This window comes from Corynebacterium sp. 74A (assembly GCF_008930665.1).
Lineage (GTDB): Bacteria > Actinomycetota > Actinomycetes > Mycobacteriales > Mycobacteriaceae > Corynebacterium > Corynebacterium megadyptis.
Genome location: NZ_PQMG01000002.1, coordinates 238,370 through 251,999 on the forward strand (window position 1 = coordinate 238,370; position 13,630 = coordinate 251,999).

The 13,630-nt window shown below is 61.7% G+C and carries 13 protein-coding genes; 4 read left to right on the forward strand and 9 right to left on the reverse strand.

All coding sequences use genetic code 11. The annotated features are described in order from the left end of the window. Positions 1-585 precede the first annotated feature (585 nt). A complete protein-coding gene (locus GBB11_RS04095) occupies positions 586-1,869 on the forward strand; it encodes a hypothetical protein (protein ID WP_151549482.1) in 1,284 nt (427 codons plus the stop codon). 112 nt (positions 1,870-1,981) lie between these two features. Beyond that, complete coding sequence (locus GBB11_RS04100; RefSeq protein WP_192796313.1) at positions 1,982-2,800, forward strand: SDR family NAD(P)-dependent oxidoreductase; 819 nt, start codon at positions 1,982-1,984, stop codon at positions 2,798-2,800. A gap of 6 nt (positions 2,801-2,806) precedes the next feature. Here GBB11_RS04100 and GBB11_RS04105 read toward each other — a convergent pair whose 3' ends face one another. The 5 genes from GBB11_RS04105 to pulA all read right to left on the reverse strand — a co-directional run bounded on the left by GBB11_RS04105 (position 2,807) and on the right by pulA (position 9,200). Beyond that, complete coding sequence (locus tag GBB11_RS04105; RefSeq protein WP_151549480.1) at positions 2,807-3,154, reverse strand: DCC1-like thiol-disulfide oxidoreductase family protein; 348 nt, start codon at positions 3,152-3,154, stop codon at positions 2,807-2,809. A gap of 14 nt (positions 3,155-3,168) precedes the next feature. Next, positions 3,169-3,921: a hypothetical protein gene (locus tag GBB11_RS04110; RefSeq protein WP_151549479.1), complete on the reverse strand. Its 753-nt coding sequence runs from the start codon at positions 3,919-3,921 to the stop codon at positions 3,169-3,171. A 224-nt stretch (positions 3,922-4,145) separates the two neighbouring features. Then, complete coding sequence (locus tag GBB11_RS04115) at positions 4,146-5,267, reverse strand: phosphatase PAP2 family protein (RefSeq protein WP_151549541.1); 1,122 nt, start codon at positions 5,265-5,267, stop codon at positions 4,146-4,148. Positions 5,268-5,407: 140 nt separating this feature from the next. After that, positions 5,408-7,093 carry an alkaline phosphatase gene (locus GBB11_RS04120; RefSeq protein WP_151549478.1) on the reverse strand — a complete coding sequence of 562 codons (1,686 nt, stop codon included), beginning with the start codon at positions 7,091-7,093 and terminating at the stop codon, positions 5,408-5,410. Between the two features lie 130 nt (positions 7,094-7,223). Continuing rightward, positions 7,224-9,200, reverse strand: coding sequence for a type I pullulanase (pulA, locus tag GBB11_RS04125; RefSeq protein WP_192796312.1), 1,977 nt, complete (start codon positions 9,198-9,200; stop codon positions 7,224-7,226). Positions 9,201-9,340: 140 nt separating this feature from the next. On the opposite strand from pulA, the gene GBB11_RS04130 reads away from it, so the two are divergent. After that, entirely contained in the window at positions 9,341-10,069 is a 729-nt protein-coding gene (locus GBB11_RS04130; RefSeq protein ID WP_151549476.1) for a hypothetical protein, read from the forward strand. Between the two features lie 135 nt (positions 10,070-10,204). Here the strand turns inward: GBB11_RS04130 and rplE are convergent, their stop codons facing one another. From rplE to GBB11_RS04150, 4 genes are all read right to left on the reverse strand, one after another. Next, positions 10,205-10,780, reverse strand: coding sequence for a 50S ribosomal protein L5 (gene rplE, locus GBB11_RS04135; RefSeq protein WP_151528944.1), 576 nt, complete (start codon positions 10,778-10,780; stop codon positions 10,205-10,207). A 2-nt stretch (positions 10,781-10,782) separates the two neighbouring features. Next, positions 10,783-11,097: a 50S ribosomal protein L24 gene (gene rplX / locus GBB11_RS04140; RefSeq protein WP_151528945.1), complete on the reverse strand. Its 315-nt coding sequence runs from the start codon at positions 11,095-11,097 to the stop codon at positions 10,783-10,785. A 4-nt stretch (positions 11,098-11,101) separates the two neighbouring features. Beyond that, the gene (gene rplN / locus GBB11_RS04145) at positions 11,102-11,470 is read right to left on the reverse strand and encodes a 50S ribosomal protein L14 (protein ID WP_151528946.1); all 369 of its coding nucleotides are present in this window, start codon (positions 11,468-11,470) and stop codon (positions 11,102-11,104) included. Between the two features lie 286 nt (positions 11,471-11,756). Continuing rightward, a complete protein-coding gene (locus GBB11_RS04150; RefSeq protein WP_151549475.1) occupies positions 11,757-12,410 on the reverse strand; it encodes a TetR/AcrR family transcriptional regulator in 654 nt (217 codons plus the stop codon). A gap of 435 nt (positions 12,411-12,845) precedes the next feature. Here GBB11_RS04150 and fabG point away from each other — a divergent pair, with 435 nt between their 5' ends. Continuing rightward, on the forward strand, positions 12,846-13,583 hold the full coding sequence (gene fabG / locus GBB11_RS04155; protein WP_151549474.1) for a 3-oxoacyl-ACP reductase FabG: 738 nt from the start codon (positions 12,846-12,848) through the stop codon (positions 13,581-13,583). Positions 13,584-13,630: the final 47 nt, after the last annotated feature.

Sequence of the window (13,630 nt, forward strand, 5' to 3'; positions counted from 1 at the left end):
GCAGGGCGGGTACATCAACTCCTGATTAACCCCTTGATCTATCCGCTGCCAATGCGATTCATCCCGCACACCCCTACCCCCGCTGCCCTCGCTGCTGGGCGCGGGGCACTACTCTATGTCATGGACGCTGGCACCGAGCGATGGCCGTATGGGATCTGCGTATAAGGCTGTACGCTGCTGCAAGGCGCCCGCTGCGAGCGGCTCGCCCACCCAGCACGGTGCCCACCCTGGAGGATGCTGCCCGCGGCTCTCTACGTCCGCCCTGCTTGTGTTTACGGTTCTTCCAAGATCGCTGGGGCACAGCACGCAGCGCCTCGGCGCCGCCGGCAGCACGATCGTGTCGTTGCGCCAGCGACTTATCGCGTCCACGAGGCGGCAGCCACCGCAGGGCCTGTGCACACCAGCGGGCCCCGCGCCGCTAGCGGGCATGAAGCAGCATGCCCGGCCGGCCACAGCGTGAGATTAATGGGAAGACACACGTCCTCGCCCCGCCACCGCATCGGGGCTACCCGCGCCGCGGCACTGCCGCGCGGCTGGAAGACACTGCCCGATAGTGCTTCATTATTGGATAAAGGAGAATAAACGATGATTCGCCGCTCGCTTGAAATCGCCATGGCCTTCATTGGCGTGCTGGTGGGAGCCAGTTTCGCCTCGGGCCGCGAGGCGCTGCAATACTATGTGGCCTTCGGTAACTGGGGCATATTGGGGGCTGTCTTGGCCTCATTGGCAATGATGATTGCCGGCGTCACCATTTTGCAGCTGGGCAGTTATCACCGCGCGAAGGAGCACACCAATGTCTTCGACGCGATCTCTGGCCCGCTCACCTCCAAGATCTTGGATGGTGCCACCATGATCACCCTGTTTTGTATCGGCTTCGCCATGTTCGCTGGCGCCGGCGCGAATCTCGAGCAGCAATTCGGCTGGCCGGTGTGGGTGGGCGCGATATCGATGCTCATTCTGGTGCTGCTCACGGGATTGTTGGACGTGGATAAGGTGACCATCGTCATCGGCGCCATCACCCCCTTCATCATCGTGTTGATCAGTACCGCCACCCTGTGGACGATTGTCCACTCCAACCCAGACTTCTCGACGCTGCACGACCAGGCCACCCAGATCCCCACCACGCTGCCCAATTGGTGGATTTCCGCGCTCAATAACCTCGGCCTGCAGGTGATCGTGGTGGTGTCGATGGCCATCGTGATCGGCGGTAACTTCCTCGATTCCCGCGAGGTGGGTATCGGCGGCATTGTTGGCGGCTTCGTGTTCCTCTTCCTGCTGGCGGTGTTGGTGGGCTCCATGTACATGTCTGTGGACACCGTCATGGAAACGGACATGCCCACCCTGGCGATGATCAATAACATCCACCCCACGCTGGGCTTCATTATGACCTTCGCCATCTACGGCATGATCTACAACACCGCGATCAGTATGTTCTACGCCTTCGCCAAGCGCGTGACCAAGAACAAGCCACAGAACTTCTACAAGGCCTATTGCATCGCCGTGCTCATCGGTTTCGTGCTCAGCTTCATTGGGTTCTCCAATCTGATCGGTTGGATTTACCCGATCCTGGGTTATATGGGCATCCTCATCATGATCATCATCGGCTGGGCCTGGTGGAAGCACCGCGGTGACCTAGAGTCAGAAACTGAGCTGCGCCGCCGCGCCCGCGAGCTGCTGGGCAAGCGAGTCACCTCCGACGAGAAGCTAACCCGCACCGAGGCTCGGGAGCTGCGCACAATCGCCTATAACTCCAACATTCCGGAAAAGGAGTTCATCTCCGAGATCCTTACCGAGGTGGACATCGATTCCGATTCGGATGAGGCGGAGCAGATTATCGCCTCCAACACCCCAACTTCGCCCTCCTCATAGCACGTCTTCCCGCCTCGGCGGGGAGTTTTCGCTTATCGACGCCATCCCGCAGCCGCTGTCGCGCGCTGCCGAGCAGCATCCTTCGCTGGAGCGCCGCACTAGGCTAGAGGACATGAAAAATATCGTGATTACAGGTGCCAGTGATGGGGTGGGGGCGGCGACCGCTCGTCAGCTTGTGGAGCGTGGCCACCGGGTGCTGATTGTTGGTCGCAACGAGGAGAAAACAATCCGGCTGGCCACCCAGCTGGACTGCACCTACTTTTTGGCGGATTATCTCGAGCTCGACCAGGTACGCCGCCTCGCTGCGGATATTGCCGGGCACTGGGACAGCATCGATGTGCTCATGAACAATGCAGGCGGCATGTTCCAGCACTATGGGCTCAGCGCCGATGGCTATGAGCGCACCTACCAGCTCAATCACCTTGCCCCCTTCCTGCTCACCAATCTCTTAGTGCCGCAGCTCGCGGCTGGGGAAGGACGGGTGGTGGGCACCTCCTCCATCGCCGCACTCGTGGGCAAGGTGGATTTCTCTAACCTCATGCACACAGAGGACTACTCGTGGCGCAAGGCCTATCCTGATTCCAAGCTGGCCACTACCTTGTTCTGCGCCGAGATCAACAACCGTTTGGGCGATCGCGGCATCACAGGGCTGTCGCTACATCCCGGTGTGGTCTCTACTTCCTTTGCCCGCGACGCCAGCAATCTCATGGGGTCGTTCTATAACAGTCGCCTCGCACCAAAGGTGATGGATACCCCAGAGACCTCGGCCACCCGCATGGTGTATCTCGCAGAAACACCCTTCGGCGAGGGAGTAGAGCCTGGTGGCTACTATGTGCGCAATCGCCGCTTCCCACTGCCGCCGAAAGGCCGAGATAGCCGGACCGCCGCCCGGCTATGGGTGGATTCCGCCGCGAAGGTCGGTCTGGACTAGCGCGCTTTAGCGCAGGTGTAGCAGCCGCGAGATATGGCTGCGGTTGCGCGCCACCCAGCGATACACGATCCCCGCACCAGGCAGGAGACACGCAAGGCCGAGGGTGCGGATACCGAGGCTGCGCCCGTGTTGGCGCAAGACCATGCCAATGGCGGTGTTCCCGCGATAGAGCCGCAAGCCGGTGGTGTAGAGGGCGTGGTCGATAATTTCCGCGCGTACAACCCGTGCCAAGCCCTCATCGCTGGGGCTGGCCGGCTCCACCGCGACCCGCGGGGCCAGCTGGGCGAGTTTGAGTGCGCAGGCCTGGCAAAATCCGCAGTCGCCGTCATAATAAAAAACCGGTTGTACTCGCATCTTTTCTCAGCCTCCTACCGATCCTTTAATTGCACCCACGTGACTACAGCACCGAACTGACGCGTCTCCCCGCCCGCCGTGCGCACCCGCAACGGGGCACCGGGACTGCACTCGAGCACCTGCTCCCAGCGATAGCTGCGCGTCGAACTCGTGCGCCGGCCGCGGCGAAACTCCACCAGCTCACGGCCTAACTGCAGCCGCACATCATCCTCCACATCGATGCACCAGCAACCCGCACCACGATCACTGCGGTGCAGCCCCTCGGGGCTGCACTCGACGTCTGCGAGGCGCTCAATGCGCTCAATCACGCCCAAACGATGACTCACTCCCTCGGCATCGAGTAGCACGAGCGGCATGGACACCTCGGCGCGGCGCACCTTGGAGAAGGTCCACACCGATGGCCGCAGCGGGGTGCGCGGGCTGGTTTCTGCGTCTCTTGGGCGGGCAGCGGAGCGTCGAGAAGTGCGCTCGGAGCTTTGCCGTTGCCAGCTGACTACCGTGCTGCCATGCAGAGTAAGCAGCCGGGGGTGGTCCGCGAATCGCAGCGCAAAGCGGTCGGTCTCCGATAGTTCCGGGGGCAGCGCGGGCAGGCGCTGGCCGCGCACAGCCTGCAGCGCCTGCACCACCTCCTCATCCGTACTCGTAGCGCTGACACCATGGGTGCTTAAGCCCAGCAGAAGGTGGGCGAAAGGCATTTCCGGCTGGGCTTCCCAAGTGCGGCGCAGCTCCTCGAGGAGGATCGGGATACGCGTGGGATCGCGGTCCACGGCCCCCTCCTTTCGCTCCCGCGGCGTCGGAGCTCACTACCCCGTGTCGGCACCGCTGGTCTGGACACGAGCATAGCCCCGGCGCGATACGGAGTCGTTCCGGGGCGGGAAGTTTCGCCTTAGCGGGCATCAAGCGAGAGCATCCCTAGGTGTCACCTGCCCTAGGTGTTTTCTGCTATCGGCCGGAGAAATGGTGGGTGCGCCCTTCGCCTCACCGGAGCGGGCTATCCCTCGACACTCACCGAGCCGTCGTCATTGACGTGCACTGTCGCGGCGGCGGCACGCGCAAGATTCAGGCGCTGCCAGGATCCAGCGGCGGATTGATCGTCCAGTGGGGCACCAGCGGGAGCGGCAGTCTGGCGCAGCACCTCGGCGCGCTGCTGCCAAGTGAGTTCGGGAAATATCGAGCTCAGCAATACCGGTGCAGCCTCGGGAACGATCATCGGCGCCGCGGTGGAGTAGACGGGCGCGAAACCATAGTCGAGGCGCTCAGTATAGGCATCCACCACCGCAGCGCTGGGGGCGATGCCTGCAGCGCACGCGGAGAGGCTGGACTGGCAGCGCCATTCTAGCTCCGCCCGCAATTCTGCGGCGGCCGCATCGAGGGCCTCGCGCATACGTGGATCATTGAGCCGGTCCGCGGCCGCAGCCGTGCCGGTGATGCGCCCGCCGATCACGTCAAGGGGATAATGCACTCCGAGCACCACGCGGTGATAGCCGGATTCGGCACCGCGGGCGATGAGCTGCGGGGCAAATTCCGGCAGCATATAGGCCAGCAAGGTGGTGGTCCACGTAGCCTGGTTGGTGTGCCCCGAGGGGAAGGACTTGCTGTCTTTATAGAGGTTCTCACCTTCGGGGTTGTAGCGGTTGATCCGCTCGGGGGCCACCTTAAAGGGCCGGTCATAGCCGAAGGCCGCCTTCTCAGCGAATGTGGAGCTGGCGGGGCCACCGGCGCGCGCCAGCCACCCGCGCCCGAGGAGCATCTCCGTTTTAGGTAGGCGCCCCGCCGCTAATGCTTCGCGCACATGCTGGGCGAGCGTCGGCCCGAGAGCATCCGTGACCACCGGCAGCAGTCCCCTTTTATCGGCGAGTGCCCCTTCTTGGGCAGCGGCGATGAGCTCGGGGTTATCGGCGGCGGCGTTATTGATGGCGATGGTGCGCGCAAGGTTGTCCTGCACCACCTCGGGGTGGTTGCGCTCGAGATCCCAGAATCCCGCAACCGGCTGCAGATACACCCCACCGGGATAGGAGCTGATATCGGAGATATATCCCACGTAGTCGCTGGCTGCGAAGGGCTGCGGGGTCGGCTCAGCTATATCCGCCTGGGCGAGCGGGGCGACAATCATCATGACACTTCCGAGGACGGCGGCCAGGGTGAGGGCACGACCTCGACGAGGATTCACCATGAGTGTTTTTTCTCCTTAGAACATTTCAGTGCTGACGTGCCGTCCATGCGGCGGCGCGGAGGTGTGCTGGCGCCTCTCGTCTAGGCGAGGGCGTGGGGGTGGGGCTGGGCCCCCGGCTTTCCCGCATAGGTGCGGTAGCTCATGTCTACCCAGAGTGGTGCGTCCGGTTCGAGCACGCTATCACCCAACACCCAGTCGGCGTGGGCATAGTCCGGTGTGATCTCTACGGCCATATAGCCATGCCGTGAGAAGTCAATGTGCTTAAACCAGGGATTAACGGCGGTAAGTGTGCTCTCTCCGACGCGCATCATGTTCTTCACCACCTCATGCTGCGGGATTTTCTGGCTCACTGCATCATAGGCGCCGGCAGCACTGATAGAGGTGGTTACAAATTCCGTCGCGGCCACCCGTCGGTTCCCGTCTCGGTAGCCTTGCGGGTCCAGCGGCACATCATTGGCCCAACTACTGTGAATGTCTCCGGTGAGAAAGAGCACATTGCGACCGCCCGCGCCGACGATACTATCGACAATGCGCTGGCGCTCCGCCATGAAGCCGTCCCATTGGTCAGTATTCAGTGCCACACCCTCTTCGGGTAGCCCCACCTGCTTTTGCAGGAAGGAGCGGAGCAGGGGATCGAGCCCGGTAGGCAGCGTCATGGGTGCGATCATCACCTCATTGCCCACCACCTGCCACCGGGCGGTGGAATTGGCCAGCTGCTCGCTAAACCACTCGAATTGCTCTCTTCCCAGCATGGAGCGTTCGGAATCATTCGCGTGGGCCCAGAAGAGAGGATCGCTGCGATCCTTATTGTCTCCAGAGTGCACCAGCGCGGCATCGCGGAAGGTGCGCAGGTCCGGAACGATGAGGTCGAAAAGGCTGCCATAGGAGAAGCTGCGGTAGATCGTCTCGCGGCCTTCCTGGGTGCGTACCGGCATCCACTCGTAATAGGCCTGCATGCCATTGCGGCGCAGCAGCTGATAATCCTCGCCAAACTCCGGCGCACCACCGCCTTGACCATCCTTATAGGCGTTATCGGAGAACTCGTGATCGTCCCAGATACAGATCATAGGCAATCGAGCATGCAGGGCCGCGAGATCAGGATCCTTTTTATAATGCCCCTGCCGGATGCGGAAATCTTGCAGGCTGGTGGTGCGACGCGGCGGCTGTACACGACGCACCACGGTATCGAAGGCGCCGGTGTAGCCGCCGGTTTCATACTCATAGGTGTAGTCACCCAAATGCAGCACAAATTCGAGGTCATCTCGCTCTGCGATGTGTCGGTAGCCACGAAAATACCCGGCCTCGTAGTTGGCACAGGAACACACTGCAAAGCGCACGGGATCCATCGCTCCTGCCGCAGGCGCTGTGCGGGTGCGGCCGATGGGAGAATGCGCCTCACGGTAGGCGAAACGGTAGTAGTACTCGGTGGCCGGTTGCAGACCAGTGACGTCCACCGAAATGGTGTGATCTCGCTCCGCGCTGGTGTGGGCTACACCTGTGGAGACGATATGGCGAAAAGTCTCATCGGTAGCCACCTCCCAGAACACCTCGACGGCAGGCCCCAGCCCAGAGCCGGGGAGGGCCTCGGCGGTAGGGGTGAGCCGAGTCCAGATGATAACTGCATGGGGCAGCGGGTCACCGGAGGCCACCGAGTGCTGAAAGTAGCCCCCCAGCGGGGCGGGTTCACTCGCCTCAGCGAGACTCACGGGAGCCACAGCGGCAAGCCCCGTGGCAGAGGTTAATGCGAGAAAGTGTCGGCGTTTCACTCGGCTAAGAATAACAGGATCCTTCCCCAGTTGAACCGGTTTTTCACCACATTCTCTTACGTTCCTCCAAGGTTTTACGCCGCGTTAACTTTTCTTAAACTCACCGTTACGCAGCGGGGGTGAATTCCTGCTAGCGCCGCCACTGCCCCACCGGCCAGGGCTGCGCTTCTTCTTGCAGCTCCGCCAAGGTCACGCTCAGGCGCGGGATACTCAGCTCCGCTACCGAATCCGCGCGCACCGACTGGCGCCGCACGCTATGGTCATGCAGATGCAGCGCCACCACCTCCCCCAGGCCCCATTCCGCCGTGGGGACCCACGCCTCCTCGGAGCCGTTGATGAGCACTAGGGCGGCGTTCTCGCCGAAGGCGGCGCGAACCACATAGGCCAGACGCTCCTCGCCGCAGTGCAGCACCGTGGTGCGGGCCGCGATCTGGGCATAGTCACTTTCTCGTAGCCAGGAGTGCTCCCGCCGCAACCGCAGCATATCCCGCACGACATGCCCCATGTTCGGGAAGCCAGCGGCGCGGTCATAGTCGAAGACGTTGATCGTATCTGGGGACTTATAGGAGTTCTCCACCCCGTGCTTGGTGCGGCAGAATTCCTGCCCGGCATGCAGGAACATCACCCCGCGGGAGAGCAGCTGAATCTCGGTGGCGAGGGCATGCCGCCGGACCGGATCACTGACCCCGGTGGCCAGAAGTTTGTCATACATGGTGAGGTTGTCGTGCGCCTCGTTGTACACCACCGATTGGGCCGCGCTGAGATAGGTGCGGGTGGTACGGGCACCGAGGTGGGCGTCGATAAGCGTCTGTCCCCCGCCGCCACCGGAGATGAATCCACGAGAGTCGGCGTGAAACACCCCGCCTTTGATCACATCGCGGAAGGTGTCATTGAACATCGCCACCCGCGGCAGCAGCCGCGCGTTACTTTGATTCGCACCAAGTGACTCGGGCGGATGATTGCCCATCTCCCAGCCCTCCCCCAGCAGCACGATGCCGGGATCGATCGCATCCAGCGCGGCGCGCACCGCCCTGATGGTGGCGACATCGTGCAGCCCCATGAGATCCAGCCGGAAACCGTCGACGCCATAGGTACTGGCCCAATAGCACAAGGAATCCACAATATATCGGCGCATCATGGACCGCTCCGAGGCCGTCTCATTGCCGCAGAAGGAGCCATCGCAGTGCTGGCCATTAGCGTCCGTGCGAAAGAAGTAGCTGGGAACCGTGCGCTGAAATGGATGCTGTGTCGCATCGTAGACGTGGTTGTACACCACATCCATCACCACCCGCAGGCCACGGGCGTGCAGTGCGTCCACGAGTGCACGGAACTCGGTAATTCTAGCCGCAGGGTCAGTAGGGTCGGTGGAATAACTGCCCTCGGGGACGTTATAGTGCGCCGGATCATAGCCCCAGTTGTATTGGGCATTGAAACCGAGGTCCGCGGTTTCATCGACGGTGGCGAAATCGCTTACCGGCAGGAGCTGAATGTGCGTCACCCCGAGCGAGCAGAGATAATCTAGGCCCGAAGGATAACCGGCCGCGGTGCGAGTGCCTTCCTCTGTCAGGCCCAGGAACTTTCCCTTGTGGGTGATGCCGTTATCCTCGCCGATCGTGAGATCCCGAATATGTGCTTCGTAGATCACCGCATCCTCGAGCGCCCCGAAGGAGGGAGCCCGCTGCACCGCGGGCAGCAGATGCGCCGGATCCAGCACAACACCGCGTACCCCATTGGCCGTGACCGCGGTGGCATAGGGGTCCACCGCCGTAGTGCTGTAATCGGCAAACTCCAGCACATAGTGGTAGTCCCAGCCCCACACATCGCTATCTACCCGGCAGTGCCAGCTACCGTGTGCACCGCGCTTCAGAGCATAGACCGCCGGTTCGGCCGAGGAGACGCCCCCAGCTGGGCCGCCGATCGGCTGCTGCGGCGGCGCTAGATGCAGACTCACCGAACGTGCGGTCGGTGCCCAGAGATAAAAATCTGCCCCCGCGTGCGGATCATGCCGGTCACACACCACCCCCAAGGGGCCGGAGTAATAGGGATAGCGCTGCGAGTGTGCACCAGGGTGGGCGAGTGAGCGGGCGGGCAGATCCTCGTCGGACACGGTGGCGGCGGTCCCCTTCCTTGCATCGCTGCCCGACGCGAGCTTCCCCCGCGCACGTAGGCACAGTGTGTATGCTACCGCCGCATCGATAGCGATTAATCATCGCACCCCGGTTGCCGATGGATCGTTAAGCTGAAGGTATGAAGCATCAAACGACCAAAGATATTCCCGCCATCGGGCTGTCCACGGGAGCCCTGAGTATCACTGCCGGGGTGCTCTTTTTAGCGATTATGGCCCTCAAGGAGGGCTACTCGGATGGCTCGGCGTTGCTCTGTGTGCTCTGCGGGCTGGCGATGGTTATTCACGCCGCGCTGGTCCCCACCTTCCCGCCGCTCGCCCGTTTCTCGCTCTTTGTCGCAGCGGGCATCACCATCGTGGCCACCGAACGCATCTATGACGTCTGGATAGGCATACTGGTAGCCGCCTTGGCCTGCGGCGGCTCGCTCCTTGGCACGTGGGCGGAGCTCTGGGGTCCAGGAGCCACCCGCAGCACAGGACGGCGAGCTCCCCGCGGCGGGCTGCTGCACCCATCCCCCACGCCTGCGCCACCCATCGTCTATTTCCTCATGATGGGCTACGTCGCGCTGGCCGCCTTGGGCATGCTCGCTTTCACCCTTCCCACCACAATCCTGCTCCTCGTTCTCGGGGCCGGATTCGTGGCTGCAGTGTGCTACTACCGCTGGAACCTCACCCAGCGCTTGGCACTGAGCATCGCCGCGCTCGGCACCATCAGCACCCATATCGGCGCACTGCTTATCATCAGCAAAAACGTGGTCGGCGCGATCTATGTCTGGCCCATCCTGGCCCTGCCCGTCTCTCTTATCGCCATGGCATTGGTCTTTAACACCCGCCCCCAGCCACAGCCATAACGAAGATAGACAGAGAGAAGACCCGCCCCTTCCCCGGAACGGATCCGGAAAGAAGGGGCGGGTTATCTAGTCTTGAGACAGATGCCCAGCGCTGCCTAGCGACTACTCACTAGCCGGCGCCGAGCGATGAACGCCTTAGGGGCGCTGCATCTTGCCATCCTTGTCCTTGAACGGGAAGCCCAGGTGGCGCAGCAGGGCGCGGCCTTCCTCGTTGTTGGTGGCGGTGGTGACCACGGTGATGTCCATACCGCGCGGACGGTCAATCTTGTCCACATCGATCTCGTAGAACATGGACTGCTCAGTGAGACCGAAGGTGTAGTTACCGTGACCATCGAACTGCTGATCAGACAGACCACGGAAGTCACGAATACGCGGCAGAGCCACGGTCAGCAGACGATCCAGGAACTCCCACATGCGGTCGCCACGCAGGGTGACGCGGGCGCCGATGGGCATGCCCTCACGCAGCTTGAAGTTCGCGATGGACTTCTTGGCGCGACGGATCTGCGGCTTCTGGCCGGTGATAGCGGTGAGGTCCTCGAGAGCACCGTTGATCATCTTGGAGTCGCGGGCAGCGTCGCCCACACCCATGTTGACCACGATCTTGGTCAGGCCGGGGATCTCCATGACGTTGGAGTGGTTGAACTCCTCAGCCAGCTTCTGCTTGATGTCCTCGCGGTAACGGGTCTTCAGACGCGGGGTGTAGTTCTCCATTGTTAGATGTCCTTCCCGTTGCGCTTGGAGATACGAACCTTCTTGCCGTTCTCGTCGAAGCGGTAGCCAACGCGGGTCGGGTTGCCATCGGAGTCGAGCACCATCACGTTGGACACGTGGATGGGAGCCTCCTGGGTGACAATTCCGCCGGACTCAGCACCGGCTTCGGGTGCGGAGTTGACGACGTGCTTCTTGATGCGGTTGACGCCCTCGACGAGGACCTTGTTCCGCTTCGGGAAAGCCTGAATGACCTTGCCCTTAGCGCCCTTATCCGGACCAGAGATCACGATGACGTTATCGCCCTTATGGATCTTCATAGTCTTAGATCACCTCCGGAGCGAGAGAAACAATCTTCATGAACTTCTTGTCGCGCAGCTCACGAGCAACGGGGCCGAAGATGCGGGTACCGCGGGGCTCGTTGTCGTTCTTGATGATCACTGCAGCGTTCTCATCGAACTTGATGTACGAGCCGTCCGGGCGACGGGTCTCCTTCTTGGCGCGAACGATGACAGCCTTGACGATCTCGCCAGACTTCACGTTGCCATTCGGAGCAGCTTCCTTGACGGTGGCGACAATGACGTCGCCGATTCCTGCGAAGCGTCGGGTGGAACCGCCGAGCACACGGATGCAGAGAATCTCTCGTGCACCAGAGTTGTCGGCGACCTTCAGACGCGATTCTTGTTGAATCACAGTGGGTCTCTCCTGACCTGGATATAACGCGTGTCAGATTTCCGTCCTGTACACGCACGGTCTATGTCTTTCTGCGTACAACCACTACTACCCGCCCTAATGAGCGGGGAACGACCATCCGGCTCGGAACGCACCGAATGTATGCCGTCGTGTGACGGTTGCAACCCGAATATTCAACCACATGCCCACCGTGTGCACCAAATTTTTCTCGCCACACGCAGATGCTTGTCGACGCCCACTCGCAACCACCCCACCCGTACCCGCGAGACCCAAACCGCAGGGCGGGTTAAGCGCGGCGAGCCCGCTGATGCTGCGGCTCGGGATCCACCAGGTAGCCGCGCAGGCTGCGGGCCAGCTCCTCCTGCCAGGTCGATAGCCCCTCGAGGGCGTTATCGGCGAGCGTGGAGGTGACGGCAACATGGCGCACCATGCCGTAGCTCACCAGCGCCAATACCCGCGGGTCACGGGCAGAGATACACGGCACATCGGAGGCGGCGCCGCGCCCACCGATTCCGAGGCGGACTTCATCGGCGGTTTGGATGCGTTGGATGATCTTCTCCAGTAGGGCGACGATGCGCAGCTGGCCACTGCCGAGGCGTTCAATAGTGAAGGTATAGGCGTGAGAGTAATCCGCTCGCAGCACCGCTTCCAAAAGCTCGCTAGCGGAGGCCTGCTCAGCGGAGACCACCAGCGCGGCGATGAGATCCTCCACGGTCTCTGGGGCCGGATTGAGTGCGGAGACCACAGTCAAGAGCTCCTCGGTGAGCAGCGTGGTGGTCAGATCAGACAGGGCCTTATATCGGGCATAGAGAGTGGGCCGAGAAATGCCGGCCCGGCGCGCCACACCAGACATTGTGGTGCGTTCGAGGCCCTCCTCGAGCACACTCTGGCGCGCAGCATCCAAAATTGCAGCGTCAATATCGCCAGTCCCTGTCGGCATAAAACGTCGCCTTTCTTCTCTACGCACTCACGGGACACGTCACAACGTGTCACCAGAAACTGTAAGGCTAGCCGCACTGCACAGGTCAGATTGTTGAACATGCAGCATTTTTCCTGCATATAGCCTGCCAGCGTGGAACTCTCGCTCCAGGAAACAACAATAGCGCAGATTAGAGTGCCCCATTCCCAGTAGGGACCACAAAACTTCTCACTAATATTCAGTATAATGCATATTATAAATTACGAAGGGGTGTACATTCTGGCCCCGATTCGTATTACAGGGACCTGTGTTGTGTAACCCCACCGAGCGGCCCGCATCCCCTCTCAGATGCACCCCATGTCCCCAAGGTGGCGTCGATAAGCGTGCTCCGCCCGCGCATGCGGGCCAGCTCAGGAGGGGTTCCATTCTTAACGAAAATACTTACACTAAAGAAACATGAGTACTTCACCGAATACCCTGAATGGCAAGACTGCACTCGTTAGTGGCGGCACCCTCGGCATTGGGGCGGGAATCGCCCGCGCCCTCGCCGCCCAAGGCGCCCACGTGATCGTCACCGGCCTAACCGAGGAGGAGTGCGCCGCCTCCGAGTTTGAGGCACATGTCCTCGATGTACGCGACGCCGAGGCCTGCACCCAGCTCCTCGAGAGCTTCGACAGCCTGGACATCCTGGCCAGCAACGCCGGCATCTATCCGCAATCCTCCATTGCGGAGATGAGCGATGAGGACATTGACCTCATCTTCGACGTCAACGTCAAGGGCACCATCCACATGGTGCAGGCCGCTACCCCGCTGCTCGCGGCCTCCGGTGCGGGGCGCGTGGTGATTACCTCCTCGATCACGGGTAACTACACCGGCTATCCGCTGTGGTCCCACTATGGCGCCACCAAGGCCGCCCAGATGGGCTTTGTGCGTAGTGCCGCCATCGAGCTGGCGCCGCAGTCCATCACCGTCAACGCCGTGCTTCCCGGCAATATTCTCACCCCGGGCCTGAAGGAGATGGGCGAGAAGTACATCGCGGACATGGAAGCCACCGTGCCGCTGGGATTCCTCGGCACCCCCGAGGACATCGGCCACACCGTCGCCTTCCTCGCCAGCGATGCCGCCCGCTATATTACCGGTCAGGGCATTGTGGTCGATGGCGGCCAGATCCTGCCTGAATCACCCGATTTCTAAAAACACCGACACCGGCGCGCTGCCAAATATCCAGCGGGACGGTGCTG